At 71.7% G+C, this 18,871-nt stretch carries 13 protein-coding genes; 5 read left to right on the top strand and 8 right to left on the bottom strand.

The window, feature by feature from the left end; all coding sequences use genetic code 11:
* The first annotated feature begins 73 nt into the window (after positions 1 to 73).
* Both E0H26_RS20215 and E0H26_RS20210 read left to right on the top strand, forming a co-directional pair.
* Positions 74 to 472, top strand: a complete 399-nt coding sequence (locus tag E0H26_RS20215; RefSeq protein WP_240742277.1) for a YybH family protein — start codon at positions 74 to 76, stop codon at positions 470 to 472.
* A gap of 10 nt (positions 473 to 482) precedes the next feature.
* Positions 483 to 2,042, top strand: a complete 1,560-nt coding sequence (locus E0H26_RS20210; RefSeq protein WP_131305950.1) for an aspartate aminotransferase family protein — start codon at positions 483 to 485, stop codon at positions 2,040 to 2,042.
* Positions 2,043 to 2,212: 170 nt separating this feature from the next.
* Here the strand turns inward: E0H26_RS20210 and E0H26_RS20205 are convergent, their stop codons facing one another.
* The 8 genes from E0H26_RS20205 to E0H26_RS20170 form a co-directional block, all read right to left on the bottom strand.
* Entirely contained in the window at positions 2,213 to 2,758 is a 546-nt protein-coding gene (locus E0H26_RS20205; RefSeq protein ID WP_131305946.1) for a flavin reductase family protein, read from the bottom strand.
* Between the two features lie 70 nt (positions 2,759 to 2,828).
* Positions 2,829 to 3,248: a YybH family protein gene (locus E0H26_RS20200; protein ID WP_131305943.1), complete on the bottom strand. Its 420-nt coding sequence runs from the start codon at positions 3,246 to 3,248 to the stop codon at positions 2,829 to 2,831.
* A gap of 111 nt (positions 3,249 to 3,359) precedes the next feature.
* Positions 3,360 to 4,931 carry a GMC family oxidoreductase gene (locus E0H26_RS20195; RefSeq protein ID WP_131305941.1) on the bottom strand — a complete coding sequence of 524 codons (1,572 nt, stop codon included), beginning with the start codon at positions 4,929 to 4,931 and terminating at the stop codon, positions 3,360 to 3,362.
* 50 nt (positions 4,932 to 4,981) lie between these two features.
* Positions 4,982 to 6,391 carry a flavin monoamine oxidase family protein gene (locus E0H26_RS20190; RefSeq protein WP_131305938.1) on the bottom strand — a complete coding sequence of 470 codons (1,410 nt, stop codon included), beginning with the start codon at positions 6,389 to 6,391 and terminating at the stop codon, positions 4,982 to 4,984.
* A 33-nt stretch (positions 6,392 to 6,424) separates the two neighbouring features.
* Positions 6,425 to 7,579 (bottom strand): acyl-CoA dehydrogenase family protein, encoded by a 1,155-nt coding sequence (locus tag E0H26_RS20185; RefSeq protein WP_131305935.1) that lies wholly within the window; start codon positions 7,577 to 7,579, stop codon positions 6,425 to 6,427.
* Positions 7,576 to 8,829: a cytochrome P450 family protein gene (locus E0H26_RS20180; protein ID WP_131305933.1), complete on the bottom strand. Its 1,254-nt coding sequence runs from the start codon at positions 8,827 to 8,829 to the stop codon at positions 7,576 to 7,578. Before E0H26_RS20180 ends, E0H26_RS20185 begins: the two co-directional genes overlap by 4 nt.
* Positions 8,826 to 10,382 carry an aspartate aminotransferase family protein gene (locus E0H26_RS20175; RefSeq protein ID WP_165521930.1) on the bottom strand — a complete coding sequence of 519 codons (1,557 nt, stop codon included), beginning with the start codon at positions 10,380 to 10,382 and terminating at the stop codon, positions 8,826 to 8,828. The genes E0H26_RS20180 and E0H26_RS20175 overlap by 4 nt, the downstream gene beginning before the upstream one ends.
* A 189-nt stretch (positions 10,383 to 10,571) precedes the next feature.
* Positions 10,572 to 13,763, bottom strand: coding sequence for an AfsR/SARP family transcriptional regulator (locus E0H26_RS20170; RefSeq protein ID WP_131305930.1), 3,192 nt, complete (start codon positions 13,761 to 13,763; stop codon positions 10,572 to 10,574).
* 187 nt (positions 13,764 to 13,950) lie between these two features.
* Between E0H26_RS20170 and E0H26_RS20165 the strand changes: the two genes are divergently transcribed.
* The 3 genes from E0H26_RS20165 to E0H26_RS20155 all read left to right on the top strand — a co-directional run bounded on the left by E0H26_RS20165 (position 13,951) and on the right by E0H26_RS20155 (position 18,781).
* Complete coding sequence (locus E0H26_RS20165) at positions 13,951 to 14,847, top strand: NAD(P)-dependent oxidoreductase (protein ID WP_131305927.1); 897 nt, start codon at positions 13,951 to 13,953, stop codon at positions 14,845 to 14,847.
* Positions 14,848 to 14,897: 50 nt separating this feature from the next.
* Entirely contained in the window at positions 14,898 to 16,412 is a 1,515-nt protein-coding gene (locus tag E0H26_RS20160) for an MFS transporter (protein ID WP_165521929.1), read from the top strand.
* Between the two features lie 122 nt (positions 16,413 to 16,534).
* A complete protein-coding gene (locus tag E0H26_RS20155) occupies positions 16,535 to 18,781 on the top strand; it encodes an ATP-binding protein (protein WP_131305924.1) in 2,247 nt (748 codons plus the stop codon).
* Positions 18,782 to 18,871 lie beyond the last annotated feature (90 nt).

The following is an 18,871-nucleotide window of genomic DNA, read 5'->3' as shown; positions in this document are numbered from 1 at the left end:
ACCGCTGAGTGAGTGCACAGTCACGCAACGCCTCTACGTTGTGCCCAAAAGACCGGAAGGCAGGTGTGTACGCATGACCTCCTCAGTGGACGAAACCCAGCTGACCGACGACGCCCGGCAGGTGACCGCCCGGTACGTGAGCGCGATGAACTCCGGCGACGCGGAGACGGTGCTCAGCTTCTACACCGACGACGCGGTGACCATCTGGGAGCCCGGCAAGCAGTTGCGCGGCCAGGAGCACGTCGACGCGGTCCGCGAGTTCGTCGCGTCCCGCCCGTCGATGCGCGCCGAGCTGCGCGAGTCGTACGTGGCCGGCGACGCCGCGCTGCTCGTGGTGGACTGGGCCATCGATCAGCCGGACGGTGCGGGTGGCACCACGCACCTGACCGGGACCGGGCTGGACGTGCTGCGCCGGGGCGCCGACGGCAAGTGGCGCTACGCGGTCGACAACGCCTACGGCGACAGCGTCTGAGGTGGCCGCCGTGACCACCGAGCTCCCCGAGCTGGCCGAGGCGCATCTCGGCGGACTACTCGACCAGTTGGGCCTGGCCGTGCCCTACTCCCGGGCCAGCGGTGACACGCTCTACTTCACCGACGACACCGGCGCCGAGGTGGCGGTCGACGACTTCGTCGGCGGGTACGGGTCGCTGATCTTCGGCCATCACCATCCCGCCCTGACCGGGCTGCTGCACGACCTGGTGGACCGCCAGGTGCCGGTGCACGCGCAGTTCTCCCGGCACCCGTACGCCAACGACCTGGCCGCCGCGCTCAACCGGGTGCTGCACCGCGAGTTCGGCATCGAGGAGCCCTTCCGGGCGATCTTCGCGAACACCGGGGCCGAGGCGGCCGAGTGCGCGCTCAAGCACGCGGAAATGGAACGTGGGCGACGGGTCGCCGCACTGACCGCCGAGATCGACGAGCACCTGGACGCCGCCCGAACGGCCGCGGCGGCCGGCGCCGCCCTGCCCGGCGGCACGGCCACGGCCCGGCTGGGCGCGTTCACCGGTGTGGACGGACTGATCGCGGCGGTCCGGCAGCACAACGTGGCTCAGCTGGCCCGTGGACCGGTGTTCCTGACTCTGGAGAACTCCTTCCACGGCAAGCTCGCGGCCAGCGTGCAGCTCACCCACAACCCGGCCTACCGGTTGCCGTTCCGGACGCTGGCCGCGCCGGCCCGGTTCGTACCGGTGGACCGGCCCGGCGCGGTCGCCAAGGCGGTCGAGGCCGAGCGGGTCACGGTCTTCGACCTGGAGTCCGGCGACGGTGCGATCCGGCTGGTCGAACGGGATCTGCCGGTGATCGCCGCGCTCTTCGCCGAGCCGGTGCAGGGCGAGGGCGGCATCCGGCCGCTGGGCGCGGACCTCGCGGCCGAGCTGCGTCAGGCCGCCGAGGCCGGCGGGTTCCCCGTGGTGGTCGACGAGATCCAGACCGGCGTGGGCCGCACCGGCACCTTCTTCGCCGGCGCGCAGACCGGGCTGCTCGGCGACTACGTGCTGCTGGCCAAGAGCATCGGCGGCGGGCTGGTGAAGAACGCCGTGCTGCTGGTGCGGGACAGCCGCTACCAGCCCGAGTTCGAGCTGGTGCACAGTTCCACGTTCGCCAAGGACGCCCTGTCCTGCCACATCGGGCTGGCCGTCGTCGACCTGCTCGAGGCGGACGGCGGGCAGGCGTACCGGACCGTGCGGGAACGCGGCGACGCGCTGCGGGCGGCGTTGGACGCGGTGGCCGGCGCCAACCCGGACGTGGTGGCCGAGGTGCGGGGCCACGGGCTGATGCAGGGGCTGGAGTTCCGCGACCGGTCCGATGCTCCGGCCGGGGTGGTCCGCGATTTCGCCCGTAACGGTCTCTTCGGCTACCTGATCGCGGGGCGACTGCTGCGGGCACACCGGATCCGGGTGTTCCCGACCGCCAGCGCCCCGCACACGCTGCGTTTCCAGCCATCCCTCGCGGTGACCGACGAGGCGTTGGCCCGCCTGGTGACCGGGCTGACCGACGTGTGCGCGCTGCTGCGCGCCAACGACGCAGCCCTGCTGACCGGTTGATCTATCCCCCGGATCAGCCGGGGCGGCGGCCGTCGATCATCGCGATCGGCGGCCGCCGTCGGGTGTGCCCGGACCCGCCGACGAGGGGCCCGGGACGGCATCGTCCCGGGCCCCTCGTCATCGGCATTCCCGCACGGTGTACGTCGCCCCACAGACTCCGGCACCTCTCGTCAGGTGCTCTTCGTCGGGCTGCCGGCGGGGCCGTGAGGCCGGGCCGGGGTGGGGTGGAAGCCGCCATCGAAGAACAGCAGTCCGGCGCCGGAGCGGTGCCCGCAGCCGAGGACCCGGCCCAGGAAGACCGAGTGGTCACCGGCCTCGTGCACGTCGGTCAGCGCGCATTCCACCCAGGCCAGGCTGTCGGTGAGCAGCGGTGCGCCGGTGAGCGCCCCGGGGCTCCAGTCGCCCACCGCGAACTGTGCGCGGCCCAGCGGCCGGTCGCGGCTGGCGAAATGCCGGGCGTACGTCTCCTGTCCGGCGCGCAGTACCGAGGCCGCGAAGTGACCGGATCCGGTGATCGCCCGGTGCATCACCGCGTTCTTGCCGACGCAGCACAAGACCAGGGGCGGGTCCAGTGACACCGAACTGAAGGCATTGGCGGTCATGCCGTGCAGCTGGTCGCCGCCGACGGTGAGGACCACGACGCCGGTGGCGAACTGGGACATCGTCGAGCGCATCTGGGCCGCGCCGACCAGGGATGCGTTGGTGGCCGTATCCATGTGCGGTCCTTCCCGCCGTGGTGGGGCGGCTCCCGTCCGGGCGGGTGCCGGGACGGGAGCCGCCGCGGCCTCAGTCGCCGAGGGTCTCGGTGTGCTCGGCCACCGGGCGGTCCACCGCCATGATCCACTTGCCGTCGGGTTCGCGGACCAGCACGTCCGTGCAGCGGCCGGTGATCCGCTGCCGGGTGCCGTCCTCGCCGGTAACCTCCAGCTCGAAGCCGACGATGATGAGCGAGGTGTCGCCGGCCACGATGGAGTCGCGGACCACCGAGTGCAGTTTGGGGCGGGTGGCCAGCAGTGCGGTGATCGCCTCGGTGCGGGCGGCGCCGGTCAGCGGCCGGCCGGACAGGTTGGAGATCGCGTCCGAGCGGTAGAGCAGGTCGAACAGGTCGCCCCGGCCGGAGTTGAACGCGGCCAGGAAGACCGCGTTCTGGGTCTCCGGGTCGTCGGTCAGTTCCAGGCTCAGCTCGCTGACGTCGGTCTGGGTCATCGTGTCCTCACTTCCGGGTGGGGGTCGGTACGTTCGGCGCACTACGACAGATCTAACGGCATCAATTGGTACGGGTGGTAATCGACCTCTCACGCAACGCTCCGAGCGGGGCTATCGGGAGGCAACGGGACGCCCGTCGCTGGCCTCCTCCGCGCGCGGGTACGACGTCGCGGCCGCACGGATCAGATCGGCGGCGCGCTCGCCGATCATCACGGCGTGGGCGTGGGTGTGACCGCGCGGCGCCTTGGGGATCACCGACGCGTCGGCCACCCGCAACCCGGTCACCCCGCGCACCCGCAGGTCGGCGTCGACCACGTCACCGAAGCGACAACTGCCGACCGGGTGGAACAGCGTCTGCGCCCGCTGCCGGACGTACTCGGCCACCGTGTCGTCGGCCGGCCATGGGGCCACCGGTCCCTGGTGCAGGGTCCGCAGGGCCGCGGAGTCGAGGATCCGTTCGGCGAACCGGACGCCCGCCACGAACGTACGCACGTCGGCGTCGTCGGTGAGGTAGCCCGGGTCGATGCGGGGTACGGTGTCCGGATCGGCGGTGTCCAGGGTGAGCCGGCCCCGGCTGCGTGGGCGCAGCAGCACGACCCCGAGGGTGTACCCGGGGATCGGCGTGCCCGTGTCGTCGAACGCCATCGGAGACCAGATCAGTTCCACGTCCGGTGCGCCCGCCGCGCCGTCGGCACGCAGGAACGCCACCGCCTCACCGATGTTCGAGGTCAACGGGCCCATCCGGTCGCGCTGGTAGCGTTCCCGGCCGTCCTGCAGGAAGCGGGTCGCGTCGTCGGCTCGGACCGCCAGATCGAGGATCATGTGGTCGTGCAGGCCGCGTCCGACGGCGGGCAGGTCCACCCGCGGGCGCACCCCGGCCGCGCGCAGGTCCTCCGGGTCGCCGATGCCGGAGAGCAGCAGCAGGTGCGGCGAACCGACCGCCCCGGCGCTGAGCACGACCTCGCGGCGGGCGGCGACGGTCCGGTCGGCCAGTCGCACGCCGGTGGCGTGGTGACCGGCGTCGAGCAGCACCCGGTGTGCCTGGGCCCCGGTGAGCACGGTCAGGTTGGGGCGGTGCAGGGCCGGCCGTAGGTAACCGTCCGCGCTGCTCCACCGGGCACCGTCGCGCTGGGTGACCGGGGCCAGCGCGTACCCGCGGTTGTCCGGGCCGGCCAGCGTGTCACCGATCGGTGCGAGCCCGGCCTCGGCACACGCCCGCAGGAAGCGCAGGCTGCTGGGGTCCGGGTCGCGCTGCGGTGAGATCCACAGCGGACCGCCGAGACCGAGCGCTCCCCTGTCGTCGGCCGGGCCGGCCCAGTGCTCCGTCCGGCGGAACCACGGCCGGACCCGTTCCCACGACCAGGACGGCGGCCACGACGTGAAGTCCTCGGCGTGTCCGGGCACCCACATCTGGAAGTTGGTGGCCGACGAGCCGCCCAGCACCCGGCCGCGCGGCCAGCGCACCTCCCGTCCACCCAGGTGCGGCTGGGGCAGTGTGCCGAAGTCCCAGTCGACCTCGGACCCGATCAGGTCCAGGGCGCCCAGCGGGACCCGGATGTCCGGGTGGTCGTCGGGGCCGCCGGCTTCCAGCAGCGCCACGGTGACGGTCGGATCCTCGGACAGCCGGGCAGCCACGGCGCACCCGGCCGATCCCGCCCCCACCACCACGTAGTCGAATTCCACTGTTCCTCCTCGCGATGCGGTCGGCGCGGGCGGGACCGGCCGGGACGGGATCACCTGATCGCGTAACGCGTCACCTGTTCGGCCGCGCGAAGCCCGGACTCCATCGCCCCTTCCACGTAGCCGCTCCACCCGCTGGCGATGTCGCTGGTGGCGAACGAGATCCGGCCCTGCGGCAACTGGATCGCGTTGAGCAGCCCGGTCAGCTGGCCGGGCCGACGGAACGACCAGCCGCCGCGCGCGTACGGGTCGGTGCCCCAGTTCTGGCCCTTGACGGCCAGCACCCGCGCGTCCGGCACGACCAGTCGCACGGCCCGTTCGACCTGTGCCACGTTGTTGACGTCGAGCCGCTGGTCACCGCTGAACCCGACCATCAGCTGACTGTCGGCGAGCTGCTTGATCGGCACCAGGGTGTCCACGGGGTAGCCGTCGGGAGTGTGCACGTAGGTGTTGCCGAGCGAGGTCTGCAGCCGCAGCCACAGCTTCTGCGCGGTGGGCACGCCGAAGGTCTCGCTGGTTGCGCGCCGCCGTTGCGGGCTGAGGGCCGGACCGAACTCGATGGTCTTCCAGACGTTCACCGGGACGGCGACCACGACCGAGGAGGCGGTATACGTCGTGCCGGTCTTGGTGCGGACGGTCACCTCGCGGCCGTTGTCGGTGATGGACCGCACCGGCGAGTTGAGCCGCAGGTCGGCGGCCGCCTCGGTCAGGATGCCCTGTGCGAGGTCGGCCATGCCGCTGGCCGGCCGGTAGGTGTTGATGCCGTAGTACTGGTCGGCGTTGTAGTTGCACAGTGCCCACCAGTGCAGGAACTGCGTGTACGCGCCGCGGTCGGATCCTCCGCCGAGCCCGCCGGTGGCCCCGGTCAGCCACTTCTCGTCCAGGTCGGTCAGGCGCAGGGCGTTGAGGCGGTCGCGGATGGTCTGCGGATCGACGCGGCGCAGCAGGTCGACCCGGGCCAGCGGGTTCGTCGGGTCCGGGAACAGCTCGGGTGCCCGTTCGCAGAACCGGGTGAGCAGCTCGCCCTGCCGGCCGAACGCCTCCTCCAGGCTGAAGTACCCGAAGTCGGTGGTGGTCGGGAACAGGGTCCGGTCGGCCGCCGGGTCGGCGACGAGGCCGACGCCCTGGTGTTCGATCTCCTGCCACACGTGGGTCTGCATCGGGTCGACCCAGACGCCACCCATCTCGACCTGTTCGCCCTCGAACGTGGTGGTCCAGGTGCGCCCGCCGATCCGGTTGCGCGCCTCCAGGATCAGCACCTGCAGCCCCTTACGCCGCAGAGCCCTCGCCGCGGTGACGCCGGCGAAGCCGGCGCCGACCACGATGACGTCGTACACGTTGCGCGTACGGGCCGCCGAGGCCGGCGGTGGGCGCAGGACGGTGTGCGCGGCGGCGGCAGCCGTGACCGCGGTCAGGACGCCGCGCCGGGTTAACGGCAGGCCGGATATTGTGGTGTTACTCATCGTGTCGTCCTTGTGCGAATCGTCGGGATGGGTTCACAGGAAAGGTGTCTCGGGGTCGAGTCCGACGAGGACCCGGCCGTGCACCTCCAGACTCATGTCCGGGGACATGAGGCCGTGCGTGGTGAGACCGAGCAGGTCGCGGTGGAAACGCTGGAACGGCGCGAACTTGCTCAGCGCGGACGCCCCGGCGATGGTGTGCAGGTCCTGTACGGCCTCCTTGACCAGCTGGATCGCCGTGCCGGCCTGGCCGCGGACAGCGGCCTTCTCCGCCAAGGTGGGTTCCTCGCCGGCGTCGGCGCGACGTTGCAGCATGTCCACATAGGCGGCGGACAGCGCCTCGGCAGCGGCGATCTTGTTGGCGGCCAGCGCGACCCGGTGCTGGGTCAGCGGGTGCTGCCGCTGGTCGGTCCAGGACGTGTAGGCCAGGCCCCGTCCGGGCAGCCGCTCCAGGAACAGCTCCAGCGCCGCCTGGGCCATGCCGATGTAGGCGGCCGCCGACTCGGCCACCACGTAGCTGATCAGGCTGTAGGAGCGGCCCGGCGCGGTGGGGGTGCGGCCGGGCGCGCCGGTGGTCAGCGCCTCCTCGCCGGTGACGACACGGTGCGCGGGTACGAACAGGTCCCGGGCGGTGGTGGTCGACGACCCGGTGGCGGCGGCCGCGGTGACGTGCCAGTCGTCGGCGATGCTCAGGTCGGACATCGGCACCATCGCGAACACCTCGGTCTCGGTGCCGTCCGGCTGTTCGAGGATCGCGGCGAGCAGGTCCCAGTGGGCGCCCCGGCAGCCGGAGTTGAACCGCCACGAGCCGTTGAGCAGGTAGCCGCCGTCGGTCGGGACCGCCGTCGCGGTCGGGGTGAAGCCGCCGGAGATGCGTACCGAGCCGCCCGCGAAGATCTCCTCCTGCGTCTGGTCGGGGTAGAGCGTCGCCATCCAGGCGGTGGACACCCACGCCACGGCGGCCCAGGCGGTCGAGCCGCAGCCGCGGGCGATCTCGGTGAGCACGGCGACCTGCTCGGGCAGTGGTACGTCGAGGCCGCCGAACCGCTTCGGCACGGCCAGCCGGAACACGCCGGCCTTGTCGAGCAGTTCGGTGTTCTCGTCGAGGATCCAGCGCCGTTCCTCGGACTCCAGTCCGTTCTCGCGCAGCCTCGGCACGATGTTGCGGACCGCGTCCAGCACCTCGCTCATCGGGTGTCTCCTTCTTCTCGGGTCAGCAGTGCGGGCAACGTCTCGTGACCGTTGGAGATGAACGAGCCCAGCGGCCGCAGCTGGTCCACCGGTTGCGCGAGGCGCAGGTCCGGGAACCGGTCGAACAGGGCGGACAGGCCGATCGCCGCTTCCAGGCGGGCCAGCGGTGCGCCCAGGCAGCGGTGCACGCCGTGGCCGAATGCCAGGTGGTCGCGGCGGGTGGGCCGCAGCGGGTCGAACTCCGCGGCGGTGTCGCCGTACACGCCGGGGTCGCGGTTGCCCGCGCCGAAGGCGATGACGATCGGGTCGCCCTGGGCGATGAGGGCGTCGCCGAGGTCGATGTCGGTCACCGCGTAGCGCAGCGGCAGGTTGGGAAACGGGGTCTGCAGGCGCAGCGACTCCTCGATCACGTCCGCCCAGTCCAGGTCGCCGCGGCGCAGGGCGGCGCGTTGGTCGGGGTGGGTGAGCAGCAGGACGATGGTCTGGTCGAGCAGGTTCACCGTCGTCTCGTGGCCGGCGGTGAACATCAGCAGCACGGTGTCGACCAGCTCGCGTTCGCTGAGCCCGCCGCCGTCCTCGTCGTGTGCCTGGATGAGGCCGGTGGTGACGTCGTCGCCGGGGCGCCGACGTTTGATCTCGACCAGGTCGTGCAGCAGCCGGTAGAGCTCGACCTCGTTGGTCTTGGCCTGCTCAGGTGTGGCGGCGGTGTCCATGATCTCGTGCACCGTGCGCAGCAGCGCGCCGCGAATCTCGTCGGGGATGCCGAGCAGCGCGGAGATCACCTCCACCGGCAGCGGGTAGGCGAACCGTTCCCGCAGGTCGACCACCTGGCCGGGGGGCGTGCGGTCCAGGTCGGCCAGCAGGTCGGCGGTGACCGCCTCGATGCGCGGACGCATGGCCTCGGTGCGGCGTGCGGTGAACGCCCGGGCCACCAGCTTGCGCAGGCGCTTGTGGTCCGCGCCGTAGGCGGTGATCATGTTGCGGTCGGCCACCCACATCGCCAGTGACCAGGTGCGGGCCAGCTCGCTCTCGCCGCCACCCCAGGCCGGCCAGTGCTGGTAGGTGTCCCGGGAGACGCGGTCGTCGGTGAGCAGCTGCTTGATCAGCGCGTGGTCGGTGACCCACCACGCGGTCACGTCGCCGGGCAGCCTGACCTGGACGGCCCGGCCGAGGGCGCGCAGGCGCTCGCCCTCGCCGTGGATGTCACGTCCGGCCGTGTCGATGGCCGGGATGCTCAGCCGGCTGGTCATTCGAACCGGCTCGCGTCCTGGTCGCGCAAGATCTGGCAGATGTCGCGGAAGCCGGCGTCGACCCGCGCGATCTCCTCGTCGGACAGGTGGATGGACGGCTCGAAGCGCATCGTCTCCAGGTTGCTGGCCGTCGAGAAGATCCGGATCTGGTGCTTGCGTAGCAGGTGGCCGCCGATGACGAAGGCGAGGGCCTCGTGTTCGACCGCCTCGCGGATCTCCGGTGACGACGAGTCGGACTGGTCGTGCAGCTCGAAGCCGAGCATCAGGCCGACGCCGCGGACCTCCTTGACGACGTCGGGGTAGTCGGCCTTGATCGCCTCCATCATGGCCTTGGCCTTGGCGCCCCGCTCGGCGGCCAGCTGGTACGCCTTGCCGTCGTCGGCCTCCAGCATCTGCAGCACCTTCAGCGCGAGCCGGCTGGAGAAGCCGTCCCGGCCGTACGTGGAGGTGTGGATCAGTTCGATGTCCTTGCGGTAACGGTGTTCGTTGACCAGCACGACGCCGAGCTTGGCCACCCCACCGCCGAGGGCCTTGGCCAGGATGATGTAGTCGGGCTTGAGGCCGATCTGGGTGCCGGCGAGGAAGGTGCCCGAGCGGCCCATCCCCGACTGGATCTCGTCGGCGATCAGCGGCACGCCGAACGTGTCGCACGCCTCGCGCAGTGCGCCGGCCAGCTGCGCGGAAAGCGGGAAGATGCCCGCCTCGCCCATGATCGGCTCGATCAGGAACGCCGCGAAGATCGGGAAATCGCGCTCGACCAGGTCGACGACGCCGTCCTGGACCGTGACGTCGAGCAGGGTGCTCCGCTCGTCCTCGACGACCTTGGCGATCAGCTCGGGACGGTCGCGGGGGATGAAGCGGGCCTGCGCGGCGAGCGCCTTGAACGGGGCCCGGAACTCGTTGTTGTGGGTGAGCTGGACGCTGCTGACCAGCTTGCCGTGGAAGCCGCCCTCCAACGCCAGGAACAGCGGCGGGCGGGCCTCGGTCTGCGCGTTGCGCCGGGCCACCTCGGCGGCCAGGTGGTCGAAGTCGGTGCCGCCCACCACGGCGGCGGCGTCGGCAGACACCCGGGCGCCGTTGGCGACGGCGGTACGCGCCTGCTCGACGTGCGTGTCGATCTCCGCCTTCAGCTCGGCGATACGTGCGCCGCGGTCCATTTCGGCGTGCTTGATGCTGATTTCGACGGCCTCGGCGCCGGAGTTACCGAAAAGGGCGAAAAATTTGTCCTCGGTCTGCAACTCGCGCCGGATGACGGTGTTGAGTTCGGCGGCCAGGTTGAGCGCGAAGGAATAGCCGGAAAACTGCGCGTGCACCGGGGTCTGCTGGTCGAGCAGCCATTTCGCGTGCTCGACGATTTCCGGATTGTTGTGGCCGAACATGAGGGAGCCGAATCCGCTGGCCGCATCGAAGACCCCGACCTCGGTGCCGTCGTCGGCCAGGTAGTAGAGGGTGTTCCCACGGGCACGGACGTACTTCAGCGCAAGGCCGAACTCGGTCAGCACCTCGACCAGATAGGAGTCCGCGAATTCGGCTGCGCCAGGAGAAGAAGTCATCTTTACCGTCTCCGATCAGGAAAGGTTCCGGCGGATATCGAAGATCCGCGGCCCGCGCAGTTTCAGCGAGCGGCAGGTCTTGTATATCGTGAGTTCCTGTCGTGTCCGGTCATCGCCGGTTCACCCACCGGCGAATGGGCACGCGAAGGGCGGCCGATTACCGACGGATGAACGCCCTCCCGGCGGCGATCAGTCGTCGAAGACCAGCCGCCGGGCCTCGCTCAGCTCCATCAGCCGCCCGTCGCCGACGCGCTTGGCGAAGGCGTCGCCCACCGCGCTGGTACCGCGGGCGGCGATGCGGTCGACGTCGCCGCGCTCCGCCGGCGGCAGCGGCGCGCCCGCCGCCGCCCGAACCGCCTGCGCGGCGCCGGACAGCAGTGCCGCGCGTTCGTGGTCGCCGAGCAGCGAGTAGGTGCCCGCGACACCCTCCAGGGACAGCGCGATGGTCCGCGGGTCACCGGTCCCCCACGCCGCCACACTGCCCTCACGGTGCAGGCGCAGCGCGGCCTCGGCGTCTCCGCGCTGCTCGGCGACGAAGCCCAGTTCAGCCAGGATCAGCGCCACGCCGTACTCGCCGTCGAGCTGCCGGCACCAGCCGAGCCAGCGCCGCAGGTGCGTCTCGGCCGCGTCGAGGCGGCCCTCGCGGCGGGCGACCAGGCCCAGGCCGACCTCGGCGAACTGCTGCCCGAAGGTGTAGCTCTGCTCGGCGGCCAGCCGCAACGCCCGCTCATGCAGCTCACGCGCCTGCGGATAGTCGCCGCCGAGCAGGGCGATGCGGCCCAGCCCGGACATCTTGGTGGACGCCTCGTTCCACAGCCCCAGGGCCTCGGCCACCCGCAGCCCGTCGCGGTGCAGGCGGGCCGCCTCGTCGTAGCGGCCGAGCACCTCGGCCAGCGATGCCAGGGCATCGGTGGCCTGCAACCGACCCCAGCCGTCGCCGAGGTCGCGGAAGAGGGCGGCGCTCTCCTCGCCGTACTGGCGAGTGGCCTCAAGGTCCCCGCGCAGGATGCTGCGGGTGGCCAGCGCGGCCAGCGCCGCCGCGGTCCCCCAGGCGTAACCGAGGCTGCGGAACTCGCCCAGCGCGCGGTCCAGGTACTTCTCGGCGCTGTCCTGGCCGCCGAACCCGATCCGGGTGAACCCCAGGAACCACCGGACGATGGCCCGGTCCACCGGGTCGGCCACCTCGTTCTCCAGCTCGTCGAAGCGGTCCAGGTCGTAGCTGGCGTCTCCGGCCCGCAGCCCGAAACCCGCCTGCCAGGCCAGGGCGGTAGCGCGTGGGGAGCCGCCGTCGGACGGCGAGCCGTCGAGGGCGACGGTGAACGCCCGCTTCGCCTCGGCCAGCCGGCCCCGCAGGAACCAGTACCAAGCCAACGCGTTGACCATGCGCAAGGCCAGGCCGCCCGCGCCGAGCCGGGCCCCTGCGTCCAGTGCCGCCCGGAAGTTGGCCCGTTCGGCGTCCATCCGTTCCAGCCAGCGACGCTGGCTGGGCCCGCGCAGATGCGGCAGCACCCGTTCGGCCAGGTCCGCGTGGTAGCGGGCGTGCCGCAGCCGGACGTCGGCCTCCTCACCAGCCTCACGCAACCGCTCGGCGCTGTAGGCGGCGACGGACTCCAGCAGTCCGTAGCGGCGTACCCCGGCCACGTCGGTCACGGTGACCAGCGAACGATCCACCAGTCGGGCGACCAGGTCCAGCACGTCGGCGCGGCTGATCGGACCGCCGGCGCAGACGTCCTCGGCCATCTGCAGCGGGCATCCGCCGCTGAACACCGCCAGGCGTCGCAGTACCACCCGTTCCGGCTCGGTGAGCAACTCCCAGGTCCAGTCGAGGGCGGCGCGCAGAGTCCGATGTCGGGCCGGTGCACCCCGCATGCCCTGGGTCAGCAACGCGAACCGGTCCTCCAGCCGGGCCGCCAGTTCGTGCACGCCGAGGGCCCGCACCCGGGTCGCGGCCAGTTCCAGGGCGAGCGGTAGGCCGTCGAGGCGGCGGCAGATCGCGTCCACCGCCTCGACGGTGTTGTCGTCCAGCACGAACCCGGCCGAGGCGTCGGTCGCCCGGGCCACGAACAACTGCACCGCGCTGGACGTGGCCGCCTGCGCCAACGAGGTGGGCAGCGCCAGCGGCGGCACGGTCCACAACCGCTCCCCCGCGATGCCCAGCGGCTCCTGGCTGGTGGCCAGCACCCGCACCCCCGGCGCGGCCTGCAGGACCAGGCCCGCCAGCTGGGCGGCCGCGGCCACCACGTGTTCGCAGTTGTCCAGCACGAGCAACATCTGCTTGGCCCGCACGGCGCTGGTCAACCAGTCCTCGCGGGCGGTCGTCCGCACCCCCAGCGCGATGGCGACCTGATCGGCGACAGCGGAGAACGGGTCCGGCTCGTCGGGACCGGCGGCCACGATGGACAACTCCACCAGCCACACACCGTCCGGGTACTGGTCGGCGACCTGCCGGGCGGCGGCCAGCGCCAGGCTGGTCTTACCGACACCGCCAATGCCGTGCAGGGTCACCAGGCGGCTGGCCTCCAACAGTGCCCGTACCTGCACGACCGCGGCGTCCCGACCGATCAGGCCACTGACCGGCGCGGGCAGGTTGGTCACCGGACGCGCGGTGGTGGTGATCGGGGTGGGGGACGGCGCCAGCACCGGGTCGCGTTCCAGGATCGACTGCCGCAGCGTGACCAGTTCGGCCCCCGGATCCACCCCGAGTTCCTCGGCCAGCAGGTCGCGCAGTTCGTCGAACCCGGCCAGCGCCTCGCTCTGCCGGCCCGTGCCGTACAGGGCACGCATGTGCGCGGCGCGCAGCCGTTCCCGCAGCGGGTGGCGCACCACCAGGTCGGCCAGTTCGCTGACCAGCAGACTGTGCTCACCCAGTTCGAGCATCGCGTGAGCCCGGTCCTCCAGGGCGGTCAGCCGCTGTTCCTCCAAGCGGGCGATGGCCGGGCGGGCGAACTCGGCGTCGGTGAAGTCGGCCAGCGCCGGTCCGCGCCACTCGGCGAGCGCGTCGCCCAGGATCGACACGCGGTCGCGGGTGTCGGTGGCCGCGCGGGCCCGGTGCAGCCGGTACTCGAATCGGCGGGCGTCCACATCGTGGGCGGACACGTCGAGCAGGTAGCCCGGAGGGCGGGACACCACCCGGGTGCCCGCGCCGGACTCGGCCTTCTCCAGCGCGCGGCGCAGCTGCCACACGGTCGTGTGCAGGGCGCCGATCAGATTGCCGGGCGGCTCGTCGCCCCACAGCACATCGGCCAGCGCGTCGGCCGACACCGTCCGCCCCTCGTGCACCAACAGCACCGCGAGCAGCGTCCGGACCTTGTGACCGGGCAGGTGCGCCGGGCGGTCGTCCGCAGGCCACACGGCCAGGTTCCCGAGAATGCCGAAGCGCATAGACGCATACGATACGGGTTCTGGAGCGCACGCTGCGTCATGGGAGTTGCTCCGCGCAGAGGTCGGCCGGCGGCGTGAGAGCGGACCGAGAGAGTTCTTGGAGAGCCGACCGGCAGAGTGTCCGAAGAGCGGGATGGCCAGTTGTGCCCACCCCGCGGAACACCCGTTAAACAGGAGGGGATTCACCATGGCTGCGGACAGCCGCGCACCAGTCACCGTCATCGGCCTCGGCGCGATGGGTTCGGCCCTGGCCCGGGCCTTCCTCGCCGCCGGGCACCCGACGACGGTCTGGAACAGGTCACCCAACAAGGCGGACGAACTCGTCGTCCAGGGAGCGGTACGGGCCGCGACGGTCGCCGACGCGATGTCGGCCGGCAACCTGATCGTGATCTGCGTCCTCGACTACCGGGCGATGCGCGAGATCATCGACTCCACCGGCGACGCGTCGGCGGACCGGGTGATCGTGAACCTCACCTCGGGCACGCCGGGCGACGCCCGGGCCACCGCGGCCTGGGCGCGGGAACAGGGCATCGAGTACATCGACGGCGCGATCATGGCGGTGCCGTCGATGATCGGCTCGGACGAGACGCTGATCTTCTACGGCGGCCCGCAGGAGGTGTACGACGCGCACGCCGACACGCTGCGGTCCATCGCCGGCGCGGGCACCTACCTCGGGGAAGAGCCGGGACTGCCGTCGCTGTACGACGTGGCCCTGCTCGGCCTGATGTGGACCACCTGGGCCGGCTTCATGCACTCGGCGGCACTGCTGGCCTCGGAAAAGGTACCGGCAGCGGCGTTTTTGCCGTACGCGCAGGCGTGGTTCGAGCACGTCATCGCGCCGGAGGTGCCGAACCTGGCGAACCAGGTCGACACCGGCGCCTACCCGGACAACGACTCCACCCTCGGAATGCAGACGGTGGCCATCGAACACCTGGTCGACGCCAGCCGTACGCAGAGCGTGGACCCGGCCCTGCCGGAGTTCCTGCACGCCCGGGCCGAGCAGGCCATCCGACGCGGGCACGCGGGCGACGGGTTCGGCGCCGTGTTCGAGGTGCTGCGCGCACCCGTAGACCAGTCCCAGTAAGTGCCTGAGCGGCGGACACAGACCCGCCATCACGAGGGGAGGTACCAGGCGTGTCGGTAAGGACGGAAGCACGGGCCGGAGTGCGGGAATGGCTCGGCCTGGCAGTGCTCGCACTACCCACGCTGCTGTTGTCGGTAGACGCGACCGTGCTCTACCTCGCGTTGCCGCACCTGACGACGGATCTGTGGCCGACCGCAACGCAGACGCTGTGGATCGTCGACATCTACGGATTCATGATCGGAGGCTTCCTCATCACCATGGGCACCCTCGGCGACCGCATCGGCCGCCGACGGTTGCTCATGCTCGGCGCGCTCGCGTTCGGGGCGGCGTCGGTGCTGGCGGCGTACGCCACCGACCCCACCGTCCTGATCGCGGCGCGGGCCCTGCTCGGCGTCGCCGGGGCCACCCTGATGCCATCGACGCTGGCGCTGATCACCACCATGTTCCGGGACCCGGCCCAGCGCGGCATGGCGATCGGCGTGTGGGCCGCATGCTTCTCGGCCGGCCTGGCCGCCGGTCCGCTGATCGGCGGCGCGCTGCTGGAACTGTTCTGGTGGGGCTCGGTGTTCCTGCTGGCCGTACCGGTGATGGTGGTGCTGCTGGTGGCCGCGCCGATCCTGCTGCCCGAGGCAAAGGATCCACAGGCCGGCCGGATCGACCTGGTGAGCGTGGCACTGTCGCTGGCCGCGATGCTACCGGCCATCTACGGCCTCAAGGTGATCGCGACCGAGGGCACCGATGCCGGCGCGCTGGCCGCGCTGGTGGCAAGCGTGGTGTTCGGCGTGCTGTTCGTACGCCGGCAACGAGCCCTGGCCGACCCGCTGCTGGACATACGGCTGTTCACCCGGCCGTCGTTCCTCGGCGCCCTGCTCGCCCTCCTGGTGGGCCTGGCCGTGGTCGGCGTGGTCTACCTGTTCGCCACGCAGTACCTACAGATGGTGTCCGGCCTCTCACCGCTGCACGCCGGACTGTGGCTGCTGCCGTCGGCCGTGGCGATGATCGTGACCTCGATCGTCGCACCGATGCTGGCCCGCAAGATCGCGCCCGGGCTGCTGGTCGCGGCGTCGCTGGCCGTCTCGGCGGTGGGTTACCTGCTGCTGGCCTTCGTGGACGGACCGAACGGGTTGGCTCTGGTGGTCGCCGGGCTGATCGTGATCTACCTGGGCATCGGGCCGATGATGGCGCTCGGCACCGACCTGGTGGTGAGCCGAGCCCCAGCCGAGCGCGCCGGATCGGCGGCCGCGATGTCGGAAACCAGCATGGAGTTCGGGCTGGCGCTGGGCGTGGCCGTACTGGGCAGCCTGGGCGCCGCGGTGTACCGGTCGGAACTGCCCGGCGGCACACCGGCGGAGGCGACGGAGTCCCTGGCCGGCGCGCTCGCAGTCGGCGACGCGGACCTGGTGGCGGCGGCCCGCGACGCGTTCACGTCCGCCATGAACGCGGTCGGCTGGGCCGGCGCGGCCGCCGCCGTCCTGATCGCGGTCGTGACCGCCCTGCTGGTACGGGGTCCCCAGGCAGGGCCAACGCAACCAGTGTTGGAGGAGGCAGCAACCAGCCGCAGCTGACGCCCCTGCGGTCGTCGCACCAGATAACGAGAACAGACACACCCGGAGAGCACCGTCGCTCATCCGCGGGACGTGGCGGGGACGGAGCCGGAAGGCTCCGTCCCCGCCAGGATCAGGGGGAGATGATGTTCAGAGTTCTGGGCCCGCTGGAAGTTCTGATAGACGGCCGCCCGATTCGGCTCGGCGGTATCAAGCAACGCGCCACCCTCGCTTTCCTGCTGCTCAAGGCCAACCAAGTGGTGCCGACAAGCCAGCTGCTCGCCGCGCTTTGGCCGGACAAGGACCCGCCCACATCGGCACGCAAGGTCCTGCAGAACGCGGTGTGGAGCCTACGGACCGCACTGTCGGTGACCGAGGGATCGGACTCGCTGCGCCTGTCCACCCAGGCGCCGGGCTACATCCTGCAGGTCAACCCGGCCGACGTGGACCTGTTCCGCTTCTACCAACTGGCCGAGCGTGGCCGAGCCGAGAAGACGCAGCCAGAACGCGCCGCGGCCACACTGCGCGAGGCACTCGCCACCTGGCGCGGCACCGCCCTGTCCGATCTGGTGGAAAACGGCATCTCGTGGCCGGAACTAACGGTGGTCGAGAACGCCCGCCTGGACACCCAGCAGGACTGGTTCGACGCCGAACTCGCCTGCGGACGGCACCAATCGGTACTCGGCGAGCTGGAGGCCATGGTCGAGGCCCAGCCGCTGCGGGAGCGGGCCTGCGGCCAGCTCATGCTGGCCCTCTACCGCTGCGGGCGGCACGCCGACGCCCTCGCCGTCTACAGCGGCCTGCGCACGTCCCTGGTCGAGAACCTCGGGCTGGAGCCAGGCCCCGCGCTGCAGAAACTCCAGCACGCCATCCTCACCCACGACCCATCCCTCACCCTCGATCCGGCCTCCGTCCCGGCGCCTGCCCGCGACGTCGCCGTGGTGCGAAATCCGCTTCCGGTGCCGCCGATCCCGGCGCCCCGGGCGCCCTCCGACCCGCGACGGGCGCACCTGACGCTGGCCATGGTGCGGGTGCGCAGCTGCGCCGACGCCGCCGATCCGGTCCGCGTCGACTACGAGCTGGCAGCGGCGACCCGCATGGTGCGGTCAGGCATCGAGGAACTGGGCGGAACGGTGGCCACCTCCATTGGGTCGGCGACGCTCGCGGTGTTCGACGGGCCCCCCGCCCACGGCGGCGACGAGGAACGTGCGGTGCGGGCAGCGCTGACCCTGCGCGACTGCTTCACCGACGGGATGGGGCGCGATCTCGTCATGCAGGTCGCGGTGGCGACCGGTGAGACGCTGGTGCTGACCGAGCCGAACGCCCGGCTGACCCTGGGCGGCACCCTGGTCGACCGGTGCCACCAGATGCTGTCGGCCGTGCCGGAGGGAACGGTGTGGGCCTGCCCGCGCACCCGCGAGCTGACCGGCGACGCGTTCGACGCCGCGCCGGCCGCGGACGGGGCCTGGGAGATCCTCGGCGTTCGCGGCCACACCCCCGAGCACGACAGTGATCTGGCCCTGGTACGCGGACTGCTGGACCGTACGCTGCGGCGCAACACGCCGCACCTGGTGACCGTCCTCGGCGAGTCCGACGACCTGCTCGACCGGCTGGCCGGGATGGTGGACGGGCCCCGGGTGCTGGACGGCCGGATCGTCCCCCACGACCCGCTGCGCGCGGTGGCCGAACTGGTGACCGAGCTTTGCGGGCTCGCCCCGGACGACGCACCGGAGGTGATGCGCGAGCGGCTACGGACGTCGCTGGGGGCAGGTCGTCCGGCGACGTCCGAGCGACTGGTGTCGGCGCTGCTGCCGCTGCTCCGCCCCGGAGATCCGGCGCGGCCGGACACCCTGGCGGCGTGGAAGCTGCTACTCGAACAGGCGGCGCGGGCCCGGCCGCTGGTGGTGCTGCTGCGTGACCTGCACCTGGCCGGCGACGACCTGCTCGACGCCGTCGAGGACCTGGCCGATCTGGACGCGCCGTTGCCGCTGCTGGTGGTGGTGACGGCCGGGCCGGCGCTGCTGAGTCGCCGGCCGAGCTGGGGCGGCGGCAAGCCCCACGCGGCGTCCATCACGCTGGACCCGCCCGGAAACGGCACGGTCAACCGGCTGCGCCACCTGATGGCGTCCGCCTGCGGCGGCGGCCAGTTCGGCGGCGAGTTACCGGACCCATGCCTCACGCCGACGCCGCAGACCTCACCGTGGAACCTCGGCCGACCCGAGCGGCGCCTGGTGGAGCTGGAGGTGCACCCGCTGCTCCCTGAGGCCCGACCCAGCACGCCTGACCCGGCCCATGCACTTTGCCGCGCCGTGGCCCAGGACGTGGGCGATGGTGAGCTGGCTCTTGCCAGCGTGGTTCGCCTGGATGGGCCGTGTCCGCGCCTGCGGTGACACCGCCTCCAACAAGATCCTCTCCGGAGAGTGCACCGACATCACCGCCACCACCGACGAACCCACCAGCTGACCAGCACGCCGGAACGC

Source organism: Micromonospora zingiberis (assembly GCF_004331455.1).
Classification (GTDB): Bacteria; Actinomycetota; Actinomycetes; order Mycobacteriales; family Micromonosporaceae; genus Micromonospora; species Micromonospora zingiberis.
This window is presented reverse-complemented; position numbering and strand designations above follow the sequence as displayed.